This is a genomic window from Pseudomonas sp. Bout1 (assembly GCF_034314165.1).
GTDB lineage: Bacteria > Pseudomonadota > Gammaproteobacteria > Pseudomonadales > Pseudomonadaceae > Aquipseudomonas.
On sequence record NZ_JAVIWK010000001.1, the window covers coordinates 4,283,810 to 4,297,950 of the forward strand.

A 14,141-nucleotide genomic window follows, 5' to 3' on the forward strand; every position below is an offset into this window, starting at 1 on the left:
AGCAAGATCCGTCAGTCGCTTCCCACATGGTCACTGAAAAAGCCGCAGCCAAGTTGACGAACGGTCAATCGAATGTTCAGATGCCGGCCTGTTTCAGGTGCCTCATGCCGCCGTGCATGGGGTGAAACGGGAAACCGGTGCCGCTCTTTCCGAGCCAGTCCGGTGCTGCCCCCGCAACGGTAGACGCGTGACCCCTTCGACACACCACTGTGGCCTGCGCGCCATGGGAAGGTGAAGGTGTCCATACGCGTGAGCCCGGAGACCGGCCTGGAATTCTGTTTGGCAAAATCCTGCGGTGGGCGGGCATGGGCCGGTATTGGCGTGTGCTCGGTGCCTACTCGTGCGTGCTTTTCGCGAAAGAAACTTTTCCGAGAAGACTATGATTCGACCTTTCAACACTCCCGTGCCCAGCCTGTTGCTCGGCTGCCTGTTCAGCCCCCTGCTGCTGGCCGACGACAACACCCTTGAGCTCAAGCAGCAGATCGTTTCTGCGCCGTCGGTGGAGTCCACCACCGTGGCCGACATGGCCCAGTACGGCAGCAAGGTCGAGACCGTCACCCGCGAACAGATCGAGCGCGCCGGCCCCGCCGCCGATGTGTCGCGCGTGATGCAGATGTTCATCCCCGGCCTGTACGTGGCGCCCAAGAACGGCCCGTTCGACTACGGTACCTATTCCCTGCTGGGCGGGCGCAACGATGACACGCTGATCCTGCTGGACGGAGTACGCCTGAACAACCGCCTGTACGGCGGCCTGTACCTGGACACCCTGCCCGCCAATGCCATCGAGCGCATCGAAGTGCTCAAGGGTGGCCAGAGCCTGCTGTTCGGCACCCAGGCGGTGTCGGGGGTGATCAACATCGTTACCCGCAGCCCGCAAACCCGCGAGGCGTCCGGCGAGGTGAACCTGGGCGCAGACACCTTCGGCGGCACCACCGGCGATGCCCGGGTCGAGAAGATCTTCAACAACGGTTTTGGCGATCTTGGCTTGCTGGCCTACATCAGCCGCAACGCCTCCGAGGGCTACCAGCCGTTTCGCAACCGCGACATGAAAAACGTCAGCGACAAGCAGCGCTCCTACGAAGTCACCACCTTCGGCACCAAGGCGATCCAGTCGTTTGGCGATGACACGCGCCTTGAGCTGTTTTACCAGTACGCCGACGCCAACCTGGATTTCGCCCGCCCGGCAGGCAACCACAAGACCACCAACGACCGCGTGCAACAGATCGCCACGGCCACCTTCGAGCAGAGCCTCAACGAGCGCCTGAGCTATTTTGTCAAAGGCCATATCAACGATTGGGACACGCGCTATACCCGCATCAACAATCTCCAGGGCGGCGGCACCCAGGTCATCAACCACAACGACTATTGGGGCTTCACCGACTGGGGCGTGCAGGCCGAAGGCAAGGCCGTGCTGCCGGGCGAGCACGTGCTGGTGTTCGGCTCCGACAACCAGTGGTTCAAGGGCCAGGACGATGTGCTGATCATCGACGACAACAAGGCTCAGGCCCACGCGCTGTACACCCAGTTGCGCCCGAATATCGAGGCGCTGCCGAACTGGCACCCGAGCATCGGCGTACGCCACGAAGCCATGAGCGGCGGCGACAGCGCCACCGTCGGCATGCTCACTTCGCTCTACGACCTCAACGACCACTGGGCCCTGCGCGGCCAATACGGCACCGCCTACAAACTGCCGAACGCCGAGCAACTGTTCGTCAACGAAGAGGATGAAAAAGGTAACCGCAACCTCAAGCCAGAGAAGAGCCGCAACGCCGAGCTGGGCCTCGACTACAAGGGCAGCCTGCTGGGGCGAGACTTCAGCGCCAGCGTCACGTTGTTCAAGCGCAAGATCACCGACCTGATCACCCTGGACGATATCCAGTGGGTCAACGGCCAGGGGCAGCTCCAGATGCGCGGTTTCGAGGCAGACGCCAAGCTGCAACTCAACGCGCAATGGAGCGTGCAGGCCGACATGACGCGTAACCTCACCGAGTCCCGCGCTGGCGTCACCCTCAACGACATCCCCGGGTTCTTCGCCCGTTCGCGGGTCGGCTACGAATCGGTGGACCGCATGTGGGGCGCCGGCACAGCCGCGCGGTACATCGGTGATATCGTCAGCTCGAAAAAGGTCGAGTACGGCAACTACACCGTGGTGGATGCCGACGCCTATCGCTATATCGACCACGCCCACCAACACCGCGTCAGCCTACTGGTAGAGAACCTGTTAGACCGCGACTACGTCACCAGCCGCGCCAGCAACGTCGACAACCTCGGACGGCCGTTCAGCTCCGAAGTCCGCTACACGTACCGCTTCTGATGGATACGCCCATAGAGACTCATCCGGACTGGTCCCATGTCCCCGCCCACGCCCGTCACGTGTTCCTGTGCACCGGCCCGCGCTGCACCCAGCGTGGCGCGCTGCAACTGTGGAAAACCCTGCGCCGCCACCTGCTGCAACACGACTGCATCGAAAAGCCTGGCGGCGTACTGTTGACCCGCACCCACTGCCAGTTCCCGTGCAACCTGGGGCCGATAGTGACGGTATACCCAGACACCTGCTGGTACGGCGTGCACAGCAACGCAGACGTCCGGCGCCTGGTGGAGGTGCACCTGGTGGGCGGCGAAGTCGTCGAGGATCTGCTGATCAAGGAGCGATCATGAAAGCCCCCTGGTTACTGTTAAGCGCCCTGCTCTGCGCCACACCGGTGCTGGCCGACAGTTATCGCAACTGCAACCAGGACTGGGCCGCCGCGCATTCACCGCCCTCGCGCATCGTGGCCCTCAACCAGCATGCCGCCGACTTGCTGTTGGCGCTGGATGTCGGGCCGGCATTGGTGGGTGTGGCATACCTGGATGACAATGGCGCGGCGCACCGACACGTCGAATACTTCGGCGTACCAGTGATTGCGCCCAAGTACCCGTCCAGCGAAGTGCTCTATGCGCAAAAACCGGATTTGGTGGTGGGTGGTTTTGCCACGGCGTTCGGCAACGGCATCACGTCCCGTACTGGCCTGGCTGGCAACGGGGTTGGGTCGTACTTGCTGGAGTCGGCGTGCGACGGGCACTCATTGGACTACTTCGGGCATATCCGCAACGACCTGTTTACCGTTGGGGCGCTGGTGCACAAACAACAGCGGGCACGGGCGTTGAGTGATGCCATGGACGCCGACCTGGCCCGTGCCCAGGCGCTGATTGGCGAGGGTGAGCCGCTGTCGGTGTTCTACCTGGACAGTGAGGTCAACGGGTTGGACAGCGAAGGCCGGCGAGGCTTCGTCACCACGTTGGTGGCGGCTGCCGGGGCGCGAAATCTGTTTGCAGGGATCAATCAATACCGCGTTACGGTGAGCAGTGAAACGTTGCTGCTGAGTGACCCGGATGTGATCTTGCTGGCGGATGCGGTGTGGTCGCCGGCCAGCCGCAAGCGCCAGTTGCTGACCCGTGACCCGGTGCTCTCGCGTTTGCGGGCGGTGCGGGAGAACCGGATGATCGATATTCCGTTTACCCACCTGATGCCCACAATGGGGAGTGGGCGTGTGGTTTTGGAATTGGCCCGCAGGTTTAACGATATGCGGGGGTGAATATCCATTGCTGCGGCGGGGGGCTGATAGGGGTAGATCAAATGCACAGCGTCCTCCCGGCCGGCGGCTTGAGTGGCAGAAGTAAAATCACTGGCGAACACGGCCCACTGTAGGAGCTGGCTTGCCGGCGATGGCATCAACTGGGTGTACCTGATACCCCGAGGGGCCTGCATCGCCGGCAAGCCAGCTCCTACAGCTTTTGCCCTGACTTTTAACACTCAGGTCGGCTTTCAGGCCGCTGTGCTCTTGCTTTTGATCTTGATCTCCGCTTTTGCAAAGTGACTCGCTGTAAGAGTGAAACCATAAGCCGCCATTACCTAAATAACGGATATGTCCTCCCCTCCCCTCCCCCTCCCCCCAAAAAACCCACTCGTGACTTCTGGTAAAAACTCCTTTCCAGATTCTGCGGTGTTTGCGAAGGAGCGACCGGGAGATACTCAACTCCACTGTTCACATCACTCAAGGAGTCACTCATGTCCATTCCCGCATTCGGCCTAGGCACGTTCCGCCTGCAAGGCCAGGTCGTCGTCGACTCCGTCAGCACCGGCCTGGCGCTGGGCTACCGCGTCATCGACACCGCACAAATCTACGAAAACGAAGCCGACGTCGGCCAAGCCATTGCCGACAGCGGCATCCCCCGCAGCGAGCTGTTTATCACCAGCAAGATCTGGATCGCCAACTTCGCCGAAGGCCAACTGATTCCCAGCCTCAAGGAAAGCCTGCGCAAACTCCAGACCGACTACCTCGACCTGACCCTGATCCACTGGCCATCGCCAGAAAACCAGGTGCCTGTCGCCGAATTCATGGGCCAACTGCTGGAAGCCAAGCGCCAGGGCCTGACCCGGCAGATCGGCATTTCCAACTTCACCGTCGACCTGATGAAACAGGCAATTGCCGCCGTCGGCGCCGAGCACATCGCGACCAACCAGATCGAGCTGCACCCGTACCTGCAAAACCGCACCGTGGCGGATTTTGCCAAGGCCCATGGCATCCAGGTCACCTCCTACATGACCCTGGCCTACGGCGAAGTACTGCAGGACTCGGTGATCCAGCAGATCGCCGAACGTCATCAAGCCACCCCGGCGCAAGTAACCCTGGCCTGGGCCATGCAACTGGGCTATGCGGTAATCCCGTCATCGACCAAGCGCGCCAACCTGGCCAGCAACCTCAAGGCGCTGGACCTGACCTTGAGCGACGCCGACATGGCGCAAATCGCCGGCCTGGAGCGTGGCCATCGGCTGACCAGCCCCAAAGGCATCGCGCCGACCTGGGACTAAGCCGCAGGGCTGCCGGACAGCTCCCGCAGCCACGGCAACACCCGCAAGCCGCAGGTGGCTGGCGGTGGGTCGATGATATCCATGAAGTGTTCGAGGTTGACGCTGTCCGGCGTACCCGGCAGGCGCACCAATAAGGTCGGTGCGCCTGCCGGCGCGCCCAGGTCACGGATGTCGTAGACCAGCACGTGGCGAATCTGCGGGTGCTGCTCCTGGAAGGCCAGCACCCCACCATTGCTCTGCGCCAACCCGGCGTTGATGATCAGCACGTCGAACGGCTCGGCCGGTATGGCCGTGAGGATCAGTACCTCCTCGAAGGTTTGCACCGGGACGATGCGGTAGTAGCCCAGTTGGTTGAGCATTTTTTCGATGTACAACCGCTGCAGGTGGTGTTCATCGGCAATCAGGAGAGTCAGTGCTTTGTTTGGCATGGCGAATACCTGAGCAGGGAGCGCTCGTGAGGGACAGGGCTACCTATTTTCCAGACATATTCCGAAGACTAAATAAGGCTTGTTCCACCTTCACGTAGGAGTTATCCCAAATAGCTCGAATGGCAGTCCCTGGCAGTCAAGTCTGATTGCAATAGACCGACAGTGCGTGATGCAGGTGAGAGAGCGCGCCGTCCACCCCGTCGACGGCAGCGGCCAATTCGTCACGCGCTTGCCGCTCACAGACGTTTTCCAGTACCTCGCAACACGCCATCAATGCCTGGGCCTTGACCATGCGCGCGCCACCCTTGGTTCGATGAGCCAGGTCATGCAGGCCGGAAAAATTTGCCTGGCGTTGCAGAGTCACCAGTTGCCGGTGGTCTGCCTCCAGGCTGTCGAGCAACGGCGCCAGCAGCTCTTTCACCGCGCCTACATCGCCACCGGTCAACTTCTCCAGGTGGCCCACGTCGAAGCCTGTCGACCGTTCATCAACGGTGCCCGGGGCCACAGAGGGCGTGGCCGTGCGCAACGCCAGGGCCGCATGCAAGTCTTCAAGCCCGGTGGGCTTGAACAGGCAGCCATCCATGCCCGCCTGCCGGCAACGTTCGGCTTCCTCGGGCTGGGCGTTGGCGGTGAACCCCAACAACAGGCAAGGCACCAGGCCGCGCTCACGCTCCAGGGTGCGGATATCCCGCGCCAATTCGTAACCGTCCTTGAACGGCATATTGCAGTCGGTAATCACCCCGTCAAACTGCCCGGACAGCCACAGTTCAAGCCCTTCGACGCCGTCTTCGGCCGTGGTGATGCGGTGCCCCAGGAAGCTCAATTGCCGGGCCAGCAACAGCCGGTTGGCGGGGTAATCATCCACCACCAGAATGCTCAACGCGTGGGCCAGCGGAGCGTCCAGGGCAACGGAGACCGCCGGCATCAGGGTTGCATCGGCAACAGCCAGCTCCAGGGTGACGTCTACCCGAGTACCCTGCCCCAGCAGGCTGCTCAATTGCAGTTGCCCACCCATCATCTCGCACAGGTTGCGGCTGATGACCAGGCCCAGGCCAGAACCGCTGCGCGCCGACTGCGCGGTATTGCCGCCCTGGATAAACGGGTTGAACAGGCGCTTCTGGTCTTCGACACTGATGCCGATGCCGGTGTCTTCCACCCACAGCCTGAGGCTCAGGTAACCATTGGCAATCGCCGACGAACCCGACGCGCCAAGCCGTACCCGGCCATGGGGCGTGAACTTGATCGCGTTGTTCAGCAGGTTCGACACCACTTGCTTGAAGCGCATCGGGTCTACCTGTACGCAACGATCAATCAGCGGGTCCAGCTCCACCTGCAACACCAGGCCCTTGGCCCGCGCCAGCCCATCGAAAACTCGTGCCACGGCCGCCAGCAACGCGTGCAGGTTGGCAGGCTCAAGGGTCAGGGACAGGTGGCCCGACTCAATGCGCGCAATGTCGAGGATGTCACCGATCAACTCCAGCATGCCCCGCGATGCCTCGGCGGCCACCTCCAGGGCATCACGGTCGGCACGGTCTTGTTCGGCTGCTTTCAAGGCCAGTTCAATCATGCCGATCACCGCGTTCATGGGCGTGCGTATTTCATGGCTCATGGTGGCCAGAAATGTGGTCTTCGCACGATTGGCCGCGTCGGCATCCTCCTTGGCTTCCTGCAACTGGCCGAGCAGGTGCTGGCGTTCGCTGATGTCCACCCAACCGGCGATCATGCCTACCACCTGCTCATCACCGTCGCGGTATGGCAGCATCCAGTGGTAAATCGTCAGCACTGTGCCGCCCGGCACCTTGAGCACGCGGTCATGAATCTGTGGCTCACCCTGCTCCATCAACCGCAGGTAATCCTGATGGAACGACTCAGCCTGGGGGCGATTGCCGGTGTCGGTCTCGACCACGGTTTTGCCGGTCACGTCCTCCAGCCTGAACCCGAACACATCGAGGTAAGCACTGTTACACGCCATCAGCCGGCCCAGGCGATCACGCACATAAATCGGATGGGGTGTGCCGTCGATCAGCACACTCATAAAGCGCATCTGGTCACTCAGGGCCCGCTCGGCCTGCACGCGCTTGCGTATCAGGCTACGCAGGTAAATCGCCCAGCCCAGGGTAATCAGCAGCAGCAGCGCCGCCAGGCTGAAACCCTGGATGATCACATTGCGATGCCGCGCCCAGTAGCTGTCTTCAACCAATACTTCGCTGCGCCAGTGGCTGGCCAATTCGTCCATTTCCTGGGGCGTGATACTCAGCAGCGCCTTGTCGAGGATCGAATACAACTCCAGTTGGCTACGGTTGACACCAAAAGCGATGCGGGCGGGCTCGGACCCCACGGTGCTGGTAACCCGCAACCGGTCACGGTACTCGCGGGCAATCATGTAGCGCGCACTGATCAAGGTATTGACGGCGGCGTCGGCACCGCCATTGGCCACCAATTCCATGGCGTGTTCCGGGTTCTCGACGTCCACAAATTTGATGGAGGGATAGTCCTGCACAAAACCCTCCAGCAAGCTATTGCCGCCAATCAGCGCCAGGCGCTTGCCAGCCATGTCTTCCAGGGTAAGGGGGCTGCCGTCTCCGATGCGGCTGACCAACACAAACGGGTTGGTCAGGTAAGGCCGGGTAATGCGTACCTTGTCTGTACGCTCGATGCTGGGGGTGACGACCGCGATCATGTCCGCGCCGCCGGTGTTGACCTTGTCGATTTGCTGGGGCATCGAAGTGCCGGGGACGACGTCAAATTTCAAGCCTGTGCGCAAGCTGATGCGAGCCAGCACCTCAGCGCTCAAACCTTCGAAAGCGCCTTGTTTGTCGATGAATGAAACCGGCAGGAACTTGTCGAGTACCGCGACCTTTATCCTGGGGTTCCTCTCCAGCCAACGCTGTTCACTGGCACTCAAGCGCAGGCGGCCCGCCCCGAGGAACCCGAGGTTTCCGGCACTCCAGCGCCGCAGGATTTCCATCTGCTCGCTGACCGGGATAACGGCCAGCGCCGCGTTGATCATCGGCAGCAGCCGCGCGTTATCCCGGGAAAATGCAAACGCAAAGGGATTGACTTCAAGTGACGAGAAGTCGGCCATTCGAACATTGTTCAGGTGGTTTCTGTTGATCAGGTAGTTGGCGCTGATTGCATCGCCGAGGTAAACATCCACCTGGCCGAACGCGACAGCGCCGATGGCCTCGAAGGTCGATGGAAAAAGCTGCAGCCGTGCTTGAGGGTAAAACGCCTGAACCGCATCAGGCTGCATGTAGTGATAGAGCATCGCCACACGCTTGCCGGCCAGGTCGGCACTGAGGCTCTGGCTGTCGCCCGTGCGGGTGACCAGGGCCGGTTGATCCATGGCATAGGAACGCGACAGCACCAACTGCGGGTCTGGCGCCTCGTAACCGTTGGCAGAGCCCAAAAAGTCGACTTCGCCGCGCTTGAGCGCGGCGATGACTTCGTCACGATTGTCGTAGCGGCGCACTTCTATCGTGATATTCAACGCATCGCTGATCAGCGCCGCGTAATCCGCCGTGATCCCTTCCAACTCATCGCTGGTGCTCAACTCGAACGGCGCGTAATCGGGGCCCGAGATGCCCATCAGCAAACGGCGCCGTTCGCGTAGCCAGCGCCAGTCTGCTTCCTCCAGCCCCACTGCCGGGGTTTCCACGATGGAGTGTCCCAACAGGTACAGGGTGCGTGGCTCGCCAACGGCCGGGGCTTGTGCGCACAGCACGCCCAGCAGCACGCCTGCACTGAGCCACAAGACCCGGAAGCTGGTCATTTCAGATCAGATGATTGCGCTGGGCGAACTTGGACAAATGCACCACCGACGACATGCGCAGCTTCTCCTTCAGGCGGGTTTTATAGGTGCTGATGGTCTTGTGGCTGAGTAACATGTCTTCGGCAATTTCCTTGTTCCCCAACCCCAGGGCCAGCTTCTGCAGCACGGTCAACTCGCGGTCGGAAAGCTCGGCCACCAGGTCCTGCTCGCTAGACTGCAAATCGTCCCGGCGCACCGAGCTGGTGGGCAGGCTCGGAAAGCAACTGTAGTTGGACATCACCGCCTTGATCGCTTTTTGCAGTTCATCCAGCTCGCCGGTCTTGGCAACAAACCCCATCGCGCCAGCCCGCATGCAACGGGTGGAAAAAAACACCGCAAGGTAAGACGTCAGCACCAGGATCTTGCAGGGCAGGCCCAGCGCCTTGATCCGGCTGATCACCTCCAGGCCGCCCAACTTGGGCATGGCCAGGTCGAGGATGATCAGTTCAGGGCGTTCCTCGCGGGCAACCTGCATGGCATCGGCGCCGTTGCCGGCCTCGAAGATAGTGTCGAAGCCTTCCTGCTTCAGCAGGAACCGCACGGTTGCGCGAATAAATGGGTGGTCATCCACGATTAAAGCTTTGCTCATAAGGCTCCCCTGGGAGGATTCAGTACCGTTACACATCAGACGGGACCTATCTACCTGTGAGAAATGACAGTTCCGACGAGCGGTTCAGAACATTCCTACAAACAATAGTCGGGCCCCTCCATTTGAACGCCATAAACGACGTCTGCGTGCCGGGTTAGCCGCAAGCGCGCAACCTTACCAATGGAATGACGCGCCACCTGAAGGGATAGTCCCATCTATATGTAGGATTTTTCCTCACCAAGAGCATAGTAAATAGCCAGCTCGCTGAGAGCAAAGGCGCCCTAATCAGTAGTACTCGGGCTCCAGAAGGCCTGTACCACAAGGCTTGACGTGGAAATACGCGCCACCAGGGCGTCCAGTTCGTCACCGTCTACGGAGGTCACGGCCAGCGTCGCCTCGATTTCCACCTCTTCGGGACCAAAGGGGCGTACGTCTACATCACTGGCCGGGTAGTTGCAGCGGGCGAGTTCGGCTTCGAGCAAGGCCAATACCGCCTTTTGCTGAGTACGCCGGGCCACCACATACAGAATGTTGGTCACCTCGGCCGACACCACATCCAGCGGCTGGCGGTTGATGTTGTTGACGATCGGGCGCAGCAAGGTATTGGCCGCCAGCACAAACAGCGTACCCAGCAGCGCCTCCAGGATCAGGTCGGCACCGGCGCAGGCGCCCACCGCCGCCGACGCCCAAAGGGTGGCCGCCGTGTTCAGCCCGCGCACGTTGCCCTCTTCACGCATGATCACGCCGGCACCGAGAAAACCGATGCCCGAAACCACATAGGCCACGACCCGCACTGCCCCTTCAGCGCCGCCCAGGCGGTTGGCCATGTCGACAAAAATCGCCGCGCCCACCGCCACCAGCACGTTGGTGCGCAGCCCCGCCGTGCGCTGGCGGTACTGGCGTTCGAACCCGATCAGGCCACCGAGAATGAAGGCCGCGGAGAGGCTGACCAGCGTGTCGACCAGCGAGTTGAGGTTGATGTTGTTGATTGCTTGCATGGGAGTCTTCCCTATTCATTACCAGCCGAACTTACGCGAGGAAACCTTCGGCCAGGTACGTCCATCCCGGGCCGTGATTGAGTCACGGGCACGACAGGACAGGCCCGCCCGTCGCAAACGACAGGCGCGTGCGCAGTACCGCGATGCAAGGCATCACGCACTGTTAAGCGTCGATGAGAGGGAATTCGGGATCGGGCCTGGACTGGCCGCCACCGGGATGCCGCTTCTCGCTTCTGGGCGAGACAACGGCATCGGAAAAATGCGCGTTATCTTGCCAAGTATGTGCCGGTTATCGAGACCGGCCGACGACTGTCACTCGAACAAGTACCCACTGAGGGTCTCCGCTATTGATGAAAACGCGCGAAGCTTACGCTCCGAATTAAGCAGAGTAAACCGTAGGAAAATTTACCCGGTGGGTTTGAGCAGGTTCTTCAGGGAGGGTTCAGGTACGCACCATTGCGCAGCTCTCCCCCCCCGTAGCAGCTGTCGAGCCCAAGCGAGGCTGCGTCGGCCACACTGCGATCATCAGCCAGACACTCCAACCAGTCGCGCCGAACGCAGCCTCTCCCAGGCTCGACAGCTGCTACGCAGAAGACGTTCGATCACGCTCCACCAGCGCCAAATACTCATTGATCGCAGCTCGGCTTCATCCTCAAGGGTCAGCTCAACCACACGGATGCCCACTATCGAACTGAGAGGCAAGGCCATCGTGTCAACAACATCCATGTTCATCCCTTCTCAATCGTCGCGCGTCAGTACTTCCAGCAACTCAATCTCAAACCGCAGATTACTGTCGGGCGTGATATGCGCCCCCATCGAGCGCTCGCCGTAGGCCAGGTGCGCCGGCACGAATAACGTGCGAATGCCGCCGACTTTCATGCCCATCAGCCCCTGGTCCCAGCCCTTGATGACGCGACCGGTGCCGATCACGCATTGAAACGGCTTGCCGCGTTCCCATGAAGAGTCGAACACCGTGCCGTCTTCCAGGGTGCCCGTGTATTGCGTGGTGATCAGGGCGCCTTTGACCACGGTCTTGCCGTCGCCGAGGCGGAGGTCGGTGATTTTCAGTTCGTTGCGCATTTTTTCTCGTTTTGTGTAATGCGCGGATCGCGCCAAATGGGCGTTTTCCCAGAGTCAAACGCGTTTGGCAAGCCCCGGATTGAGATTGCATGCCAGTTGAATCACATCGCTCTGAATATGTTTAAAGCATTTTTCAGTGTGAGCCCGCATCAACACATACCTCGTTTTCTTCAATAGCCTGCCAGTTCGAATGCACCAACCTACAAAAAATCACGAAAACGTACGTAAAAAAAATACAAACCACCTATTTATCTTATTCAATACAACGAGCAGCCTAACTATCCAGAAACATAGAACATCAGGGATGACTTGTATGACCATAGGATCAGACTTCAATTACCCGGCTGATATTGCTGCCCGCGCTTCCAGAGAAAAGAGATCTACCAAAAATAAATGGCGAGGCCGTTTTCCTGGCCCACCGGACTTATGCTTCGATTATCGAGCCTTAGTGGAGCAAAAAGGCGGAATTGCCAAGGCGCCTCATTTGGACCACAAAATATGTATCATCGGGGCTGGCATAACAGGACTTACTGCAGCAAGAGAACTGTATCGCTGCGGCTTTAAAGACATATCCCTGATCGAGAAATCCAAAAGAATCGGAGGCAGACACCTTACCGTTCTTGGTGGACAGCGCTCCAACAATACAGGACGGCCGCCCTTTGAAATGGGCGCGATGCGTATGCCCTTCTTTAATCGATCTGATGAAAACCCCACTGAGGGCCGATCCATGATGGCCTATTACACCAAAACGTTTGATCTAGTTCATTCAAACTTCCCAAATCCGGGAAGCCCGTGGGTCACATCAACCGGGATCTACTTACGCGAAGGGAGTATAGATAATAGTAGTCAACCCACCATGCTGATTTGGAAAAATAAAGATGGTATAACGCCTCCACCTGGCGAGACCCTGAGTGCAGTGTCTGAAAAATGGCGAAACTTTGCGAACCGTATGACTCAGAAAGTTTCGGAATTATACGGAAGCGAGCAATGGGAGTTATTTTGGGCCAAGATAGTTGAAAAATACGAAAGTATCTCGTTTAGGGACTTAGTGAAAATGCCGGTTATTGAGTCTTGGCACAAGGACCGCCCCGGTAACTTCGGTGGCATGGGAATGACGACGCAAGAGTCGGCTGTGTTCTACGCAATTGGAATAGGCGATGGCAGTTGGGGAGCATTTTATGACATATGCTCGCTTTATCCCCTGCGCACTGCGATTTTTGGTTTCAGCAGTCACCTCCAGCTAATTCATGGCCGGGTCAAACTGGATGGCGAGGCAGTCGATTCGCCGCACCTGAGAAGCTCGGCCGTTTTTGATTCTCGGGGACTAGAGTTTAATAAGCCCAGCTACAAAGGTCTCGGGGCCTTGGCAGAGTGCCTGCTCTTTATGAGTACTTCTGGAATAAGCGACTCCGTGTATGACCTCAGCCTCAAGAAGACGGATGGATTTCTGACCGACTCTCCAGTAAAAAAACTGGAAAAGCTGAGAAATGGGAAAACGCGCGTTTATTATCAATGGAATGCTAGTAACCCCCAAAAAACTGAAACCTGCCATGCCGACTTCGACTCGGTCGTCATCACGCTCCCCTCCTGGATAATCGAAACACAAATACTGCTTGAAGGTTTCGATCAAGAGATGCTCCCTTACGACACGATAAATGCCTATAAAACTGCTCACTGGGAAACCAGCTGCAAAGTGTACGCCCCCTTAAAAAAAACCTTCCTATCCAAAAATACGAAGATCCCACAAGCCATCGTGACCGACAGCTTCATACATGATGTATATACCTATCGCTATAACGAGCATCACACCTACGACTGCATACTTCTGAGCTATACCTGGGAAGATGACGCAACAAAGCTATCCTCACTAAGTGACAAAGAATTAATAACCAAGTGCATAGAAGAGCTGGATAGAATCCTGGTTAAATCCACCAACATCCAAGAAAAAATCTCTCCATACATTGGACACGAGCAGGCAATCGTACAACGCTGGATGAATGACAGAAACTCGTTGGGATGCGCAAAGCTGTACAGGCCGGGGACCTACTATGAGGCTGTCAGCCTAATGAAATACAACAAGGACTACTCATTTAAATCTGGGCTTTACCTCTGTGGCGAATCTTTTTCAGTAGATGCCGGATGGACAGAGCCTTGTTTCAGGGGCGCAATAGATACCGTCATAAACATCTGCAATAGAACTGGCGCCCTCTTCAATGGAGGATTCTCAATGCAAGACTATCCAGAATACCAAACCGAGTATTCACCTCCATCAAAATAAACACACCCTGCAAAAGCCTTGACAGAAGCAAACTACATTACTATCGGACGCGTCCGACTTTCATTTAAACGTCAGGTCGCCTTTTATAAACATCCAGCCACTCCT

General features: G+C 58.6%; 10 protein-coding genes and 1 riboswitch. Of the genes, 5 read left to right on the forward strand and 5 right to left on the reverse strand.

Annotated elements, in window-relative coordinates:
- Positions 1–78: 78 nt before the first annotated feature.
- Positions 79–286, forward strand: a riboswitch (cobalamin riboswitch).
- A 93-nt stretch (positions 287–379) separates the two neighbouring features.
- From RGV33_RS19945 to dkgB, 4 genes are all read left to right on the forward strand, one after another.
- Positions 380–2,314: a TonB-dependent receptor gene (locus tag RGV33_RS19945; protein ID WP_322145764.1), complete on the forward strand. Its 1,935-nt coding sequence runs from the start codon at positions 380–382 to the stop codon at positions 2,312–2,314.
- Positions 2,314–2,658 (forward strand): (2Fe-2S) ferredoxin domain-containing protein, encoded by a 345-nt coding sequence (locus RGV33_RS19950; RefSeq protein WP_322145765.1) that lies wholly within the window; start codon positions 2,314–2,316, stop codon positions 2,656–2,658. Before RGV33_RS19945 ends, RGV33_RS19950 begins: the two co-directional genes overlap by 1 nt.
- Positions 2,655–3,575, forward strand: a complete 921-nt coding sequence (locus RGV33_RS19955) for an ABC transporter substrate-binding protein (RefSeq protein ID WP_322145766.1) — start codon at positions 2,655–2,657, stop codon at positions 3,573–3,575. The genes RGV33_RS19950 and RGV33_RS19955 overlap by 4 nt, the downstream gene beginning before the upstream one ends.
- Positions 3,576–4,048: 473 nt before the next feature.
- Positions 4,049–4,852, forward strand: coding sequence for a 2,5-didehydrogluconate reductase DkgB (dkgB, locus tag RGV33_RS19960; RefSeq protein ID WP_322145767.1), 804 nt, complete (start codon positions 4,049–4,051; stop codon positions 4,850–4,852).
- On the opposite strand, the gene RGV33_RS19965 is transcribed toward dkgB, so the two are convergent.
- The 5 genes from RGV33_RS19965 to RGV33_RS19985 form a co-directional block, all read right to left on the reverse strand.
- Complete coding sequence (locus RGV33_RS19965) at positions 4,849–5,280, reverse strand: chemotaxis protein CheY (protein WP_322145768.1); 432 nt, start codon at positions 5,278–5,280, stop codon at positions 4,849–4,851. The genes dkgB and RGV33_RS19965 overlap by 4 nt on opposite strands.
- 136 nt (positions 5,281–5,416) lie before the next feature.
- The gene (locus RGV33_RS19970) at positions 5,417–9,052 is read right to left on the reverse strand and encodes a transporter substrate-binding domain-containing protein (protein WP_322145769.1); all 3,636 of its coding nucleotides are present in this window, start codon (positions 9,050–9,052) and stop codon (positions 5,417–5,419) included.
- 1 nt (position 9,053) lies between these two features.
- Complete coding sequence (locus RGV33_RS19975; protein WP_322145770.1) at positions 9,054–9,680, reverse strand: response regulator transcription factor; 627 nt, start codon at positions 9,678–9,680, stop codon at positions 9,054–9,056.
- A 281-nt stretch (positions 9,681–9,961) separates the two neighbouring features.
- Positions 9,962–10,678, reverse strand: coding sequence for an MgtC/SapB family protein (locus RGV33_RS19980; RefSeq protein ID WP_322145771.1), 717 nt, complete (start codon positions 10,676–10,678; stop codon positions 9,962–9,964).
- A 738-nt stretch (positions 10,679–11,416) separates the two neighbouring features.
- Complete coding sequence (locus RGV33_RS19985) at positions 11,417–11,758, reverse strand: FKBP-type peptidyl-prolyl cis-trans isomerase (protein WP_322145772.1); 342 nt, start codon at positions 11,756–11,758, stop codon at positions 11,417–11,419.
- 313 nt (positions 11,759–12,071) lie between these two features.
- On the opposite strand from RGV33_RS19985, the gene RGV33_RS19990 reads away from it, so the two are divergent.
- Complete coding sequence (locus tag RGV33_RS19990; protein ID WP_322145773.1) at positions 12,072–14,036, forward strand: flavin monoamine oxidase family protein; 1,965 nt, start codon at positions 12,072–12,074, stop codon at positions 14,034–14,036.
- Positions 14,037–14,141 lie beyond the last annotated feature (105 nt).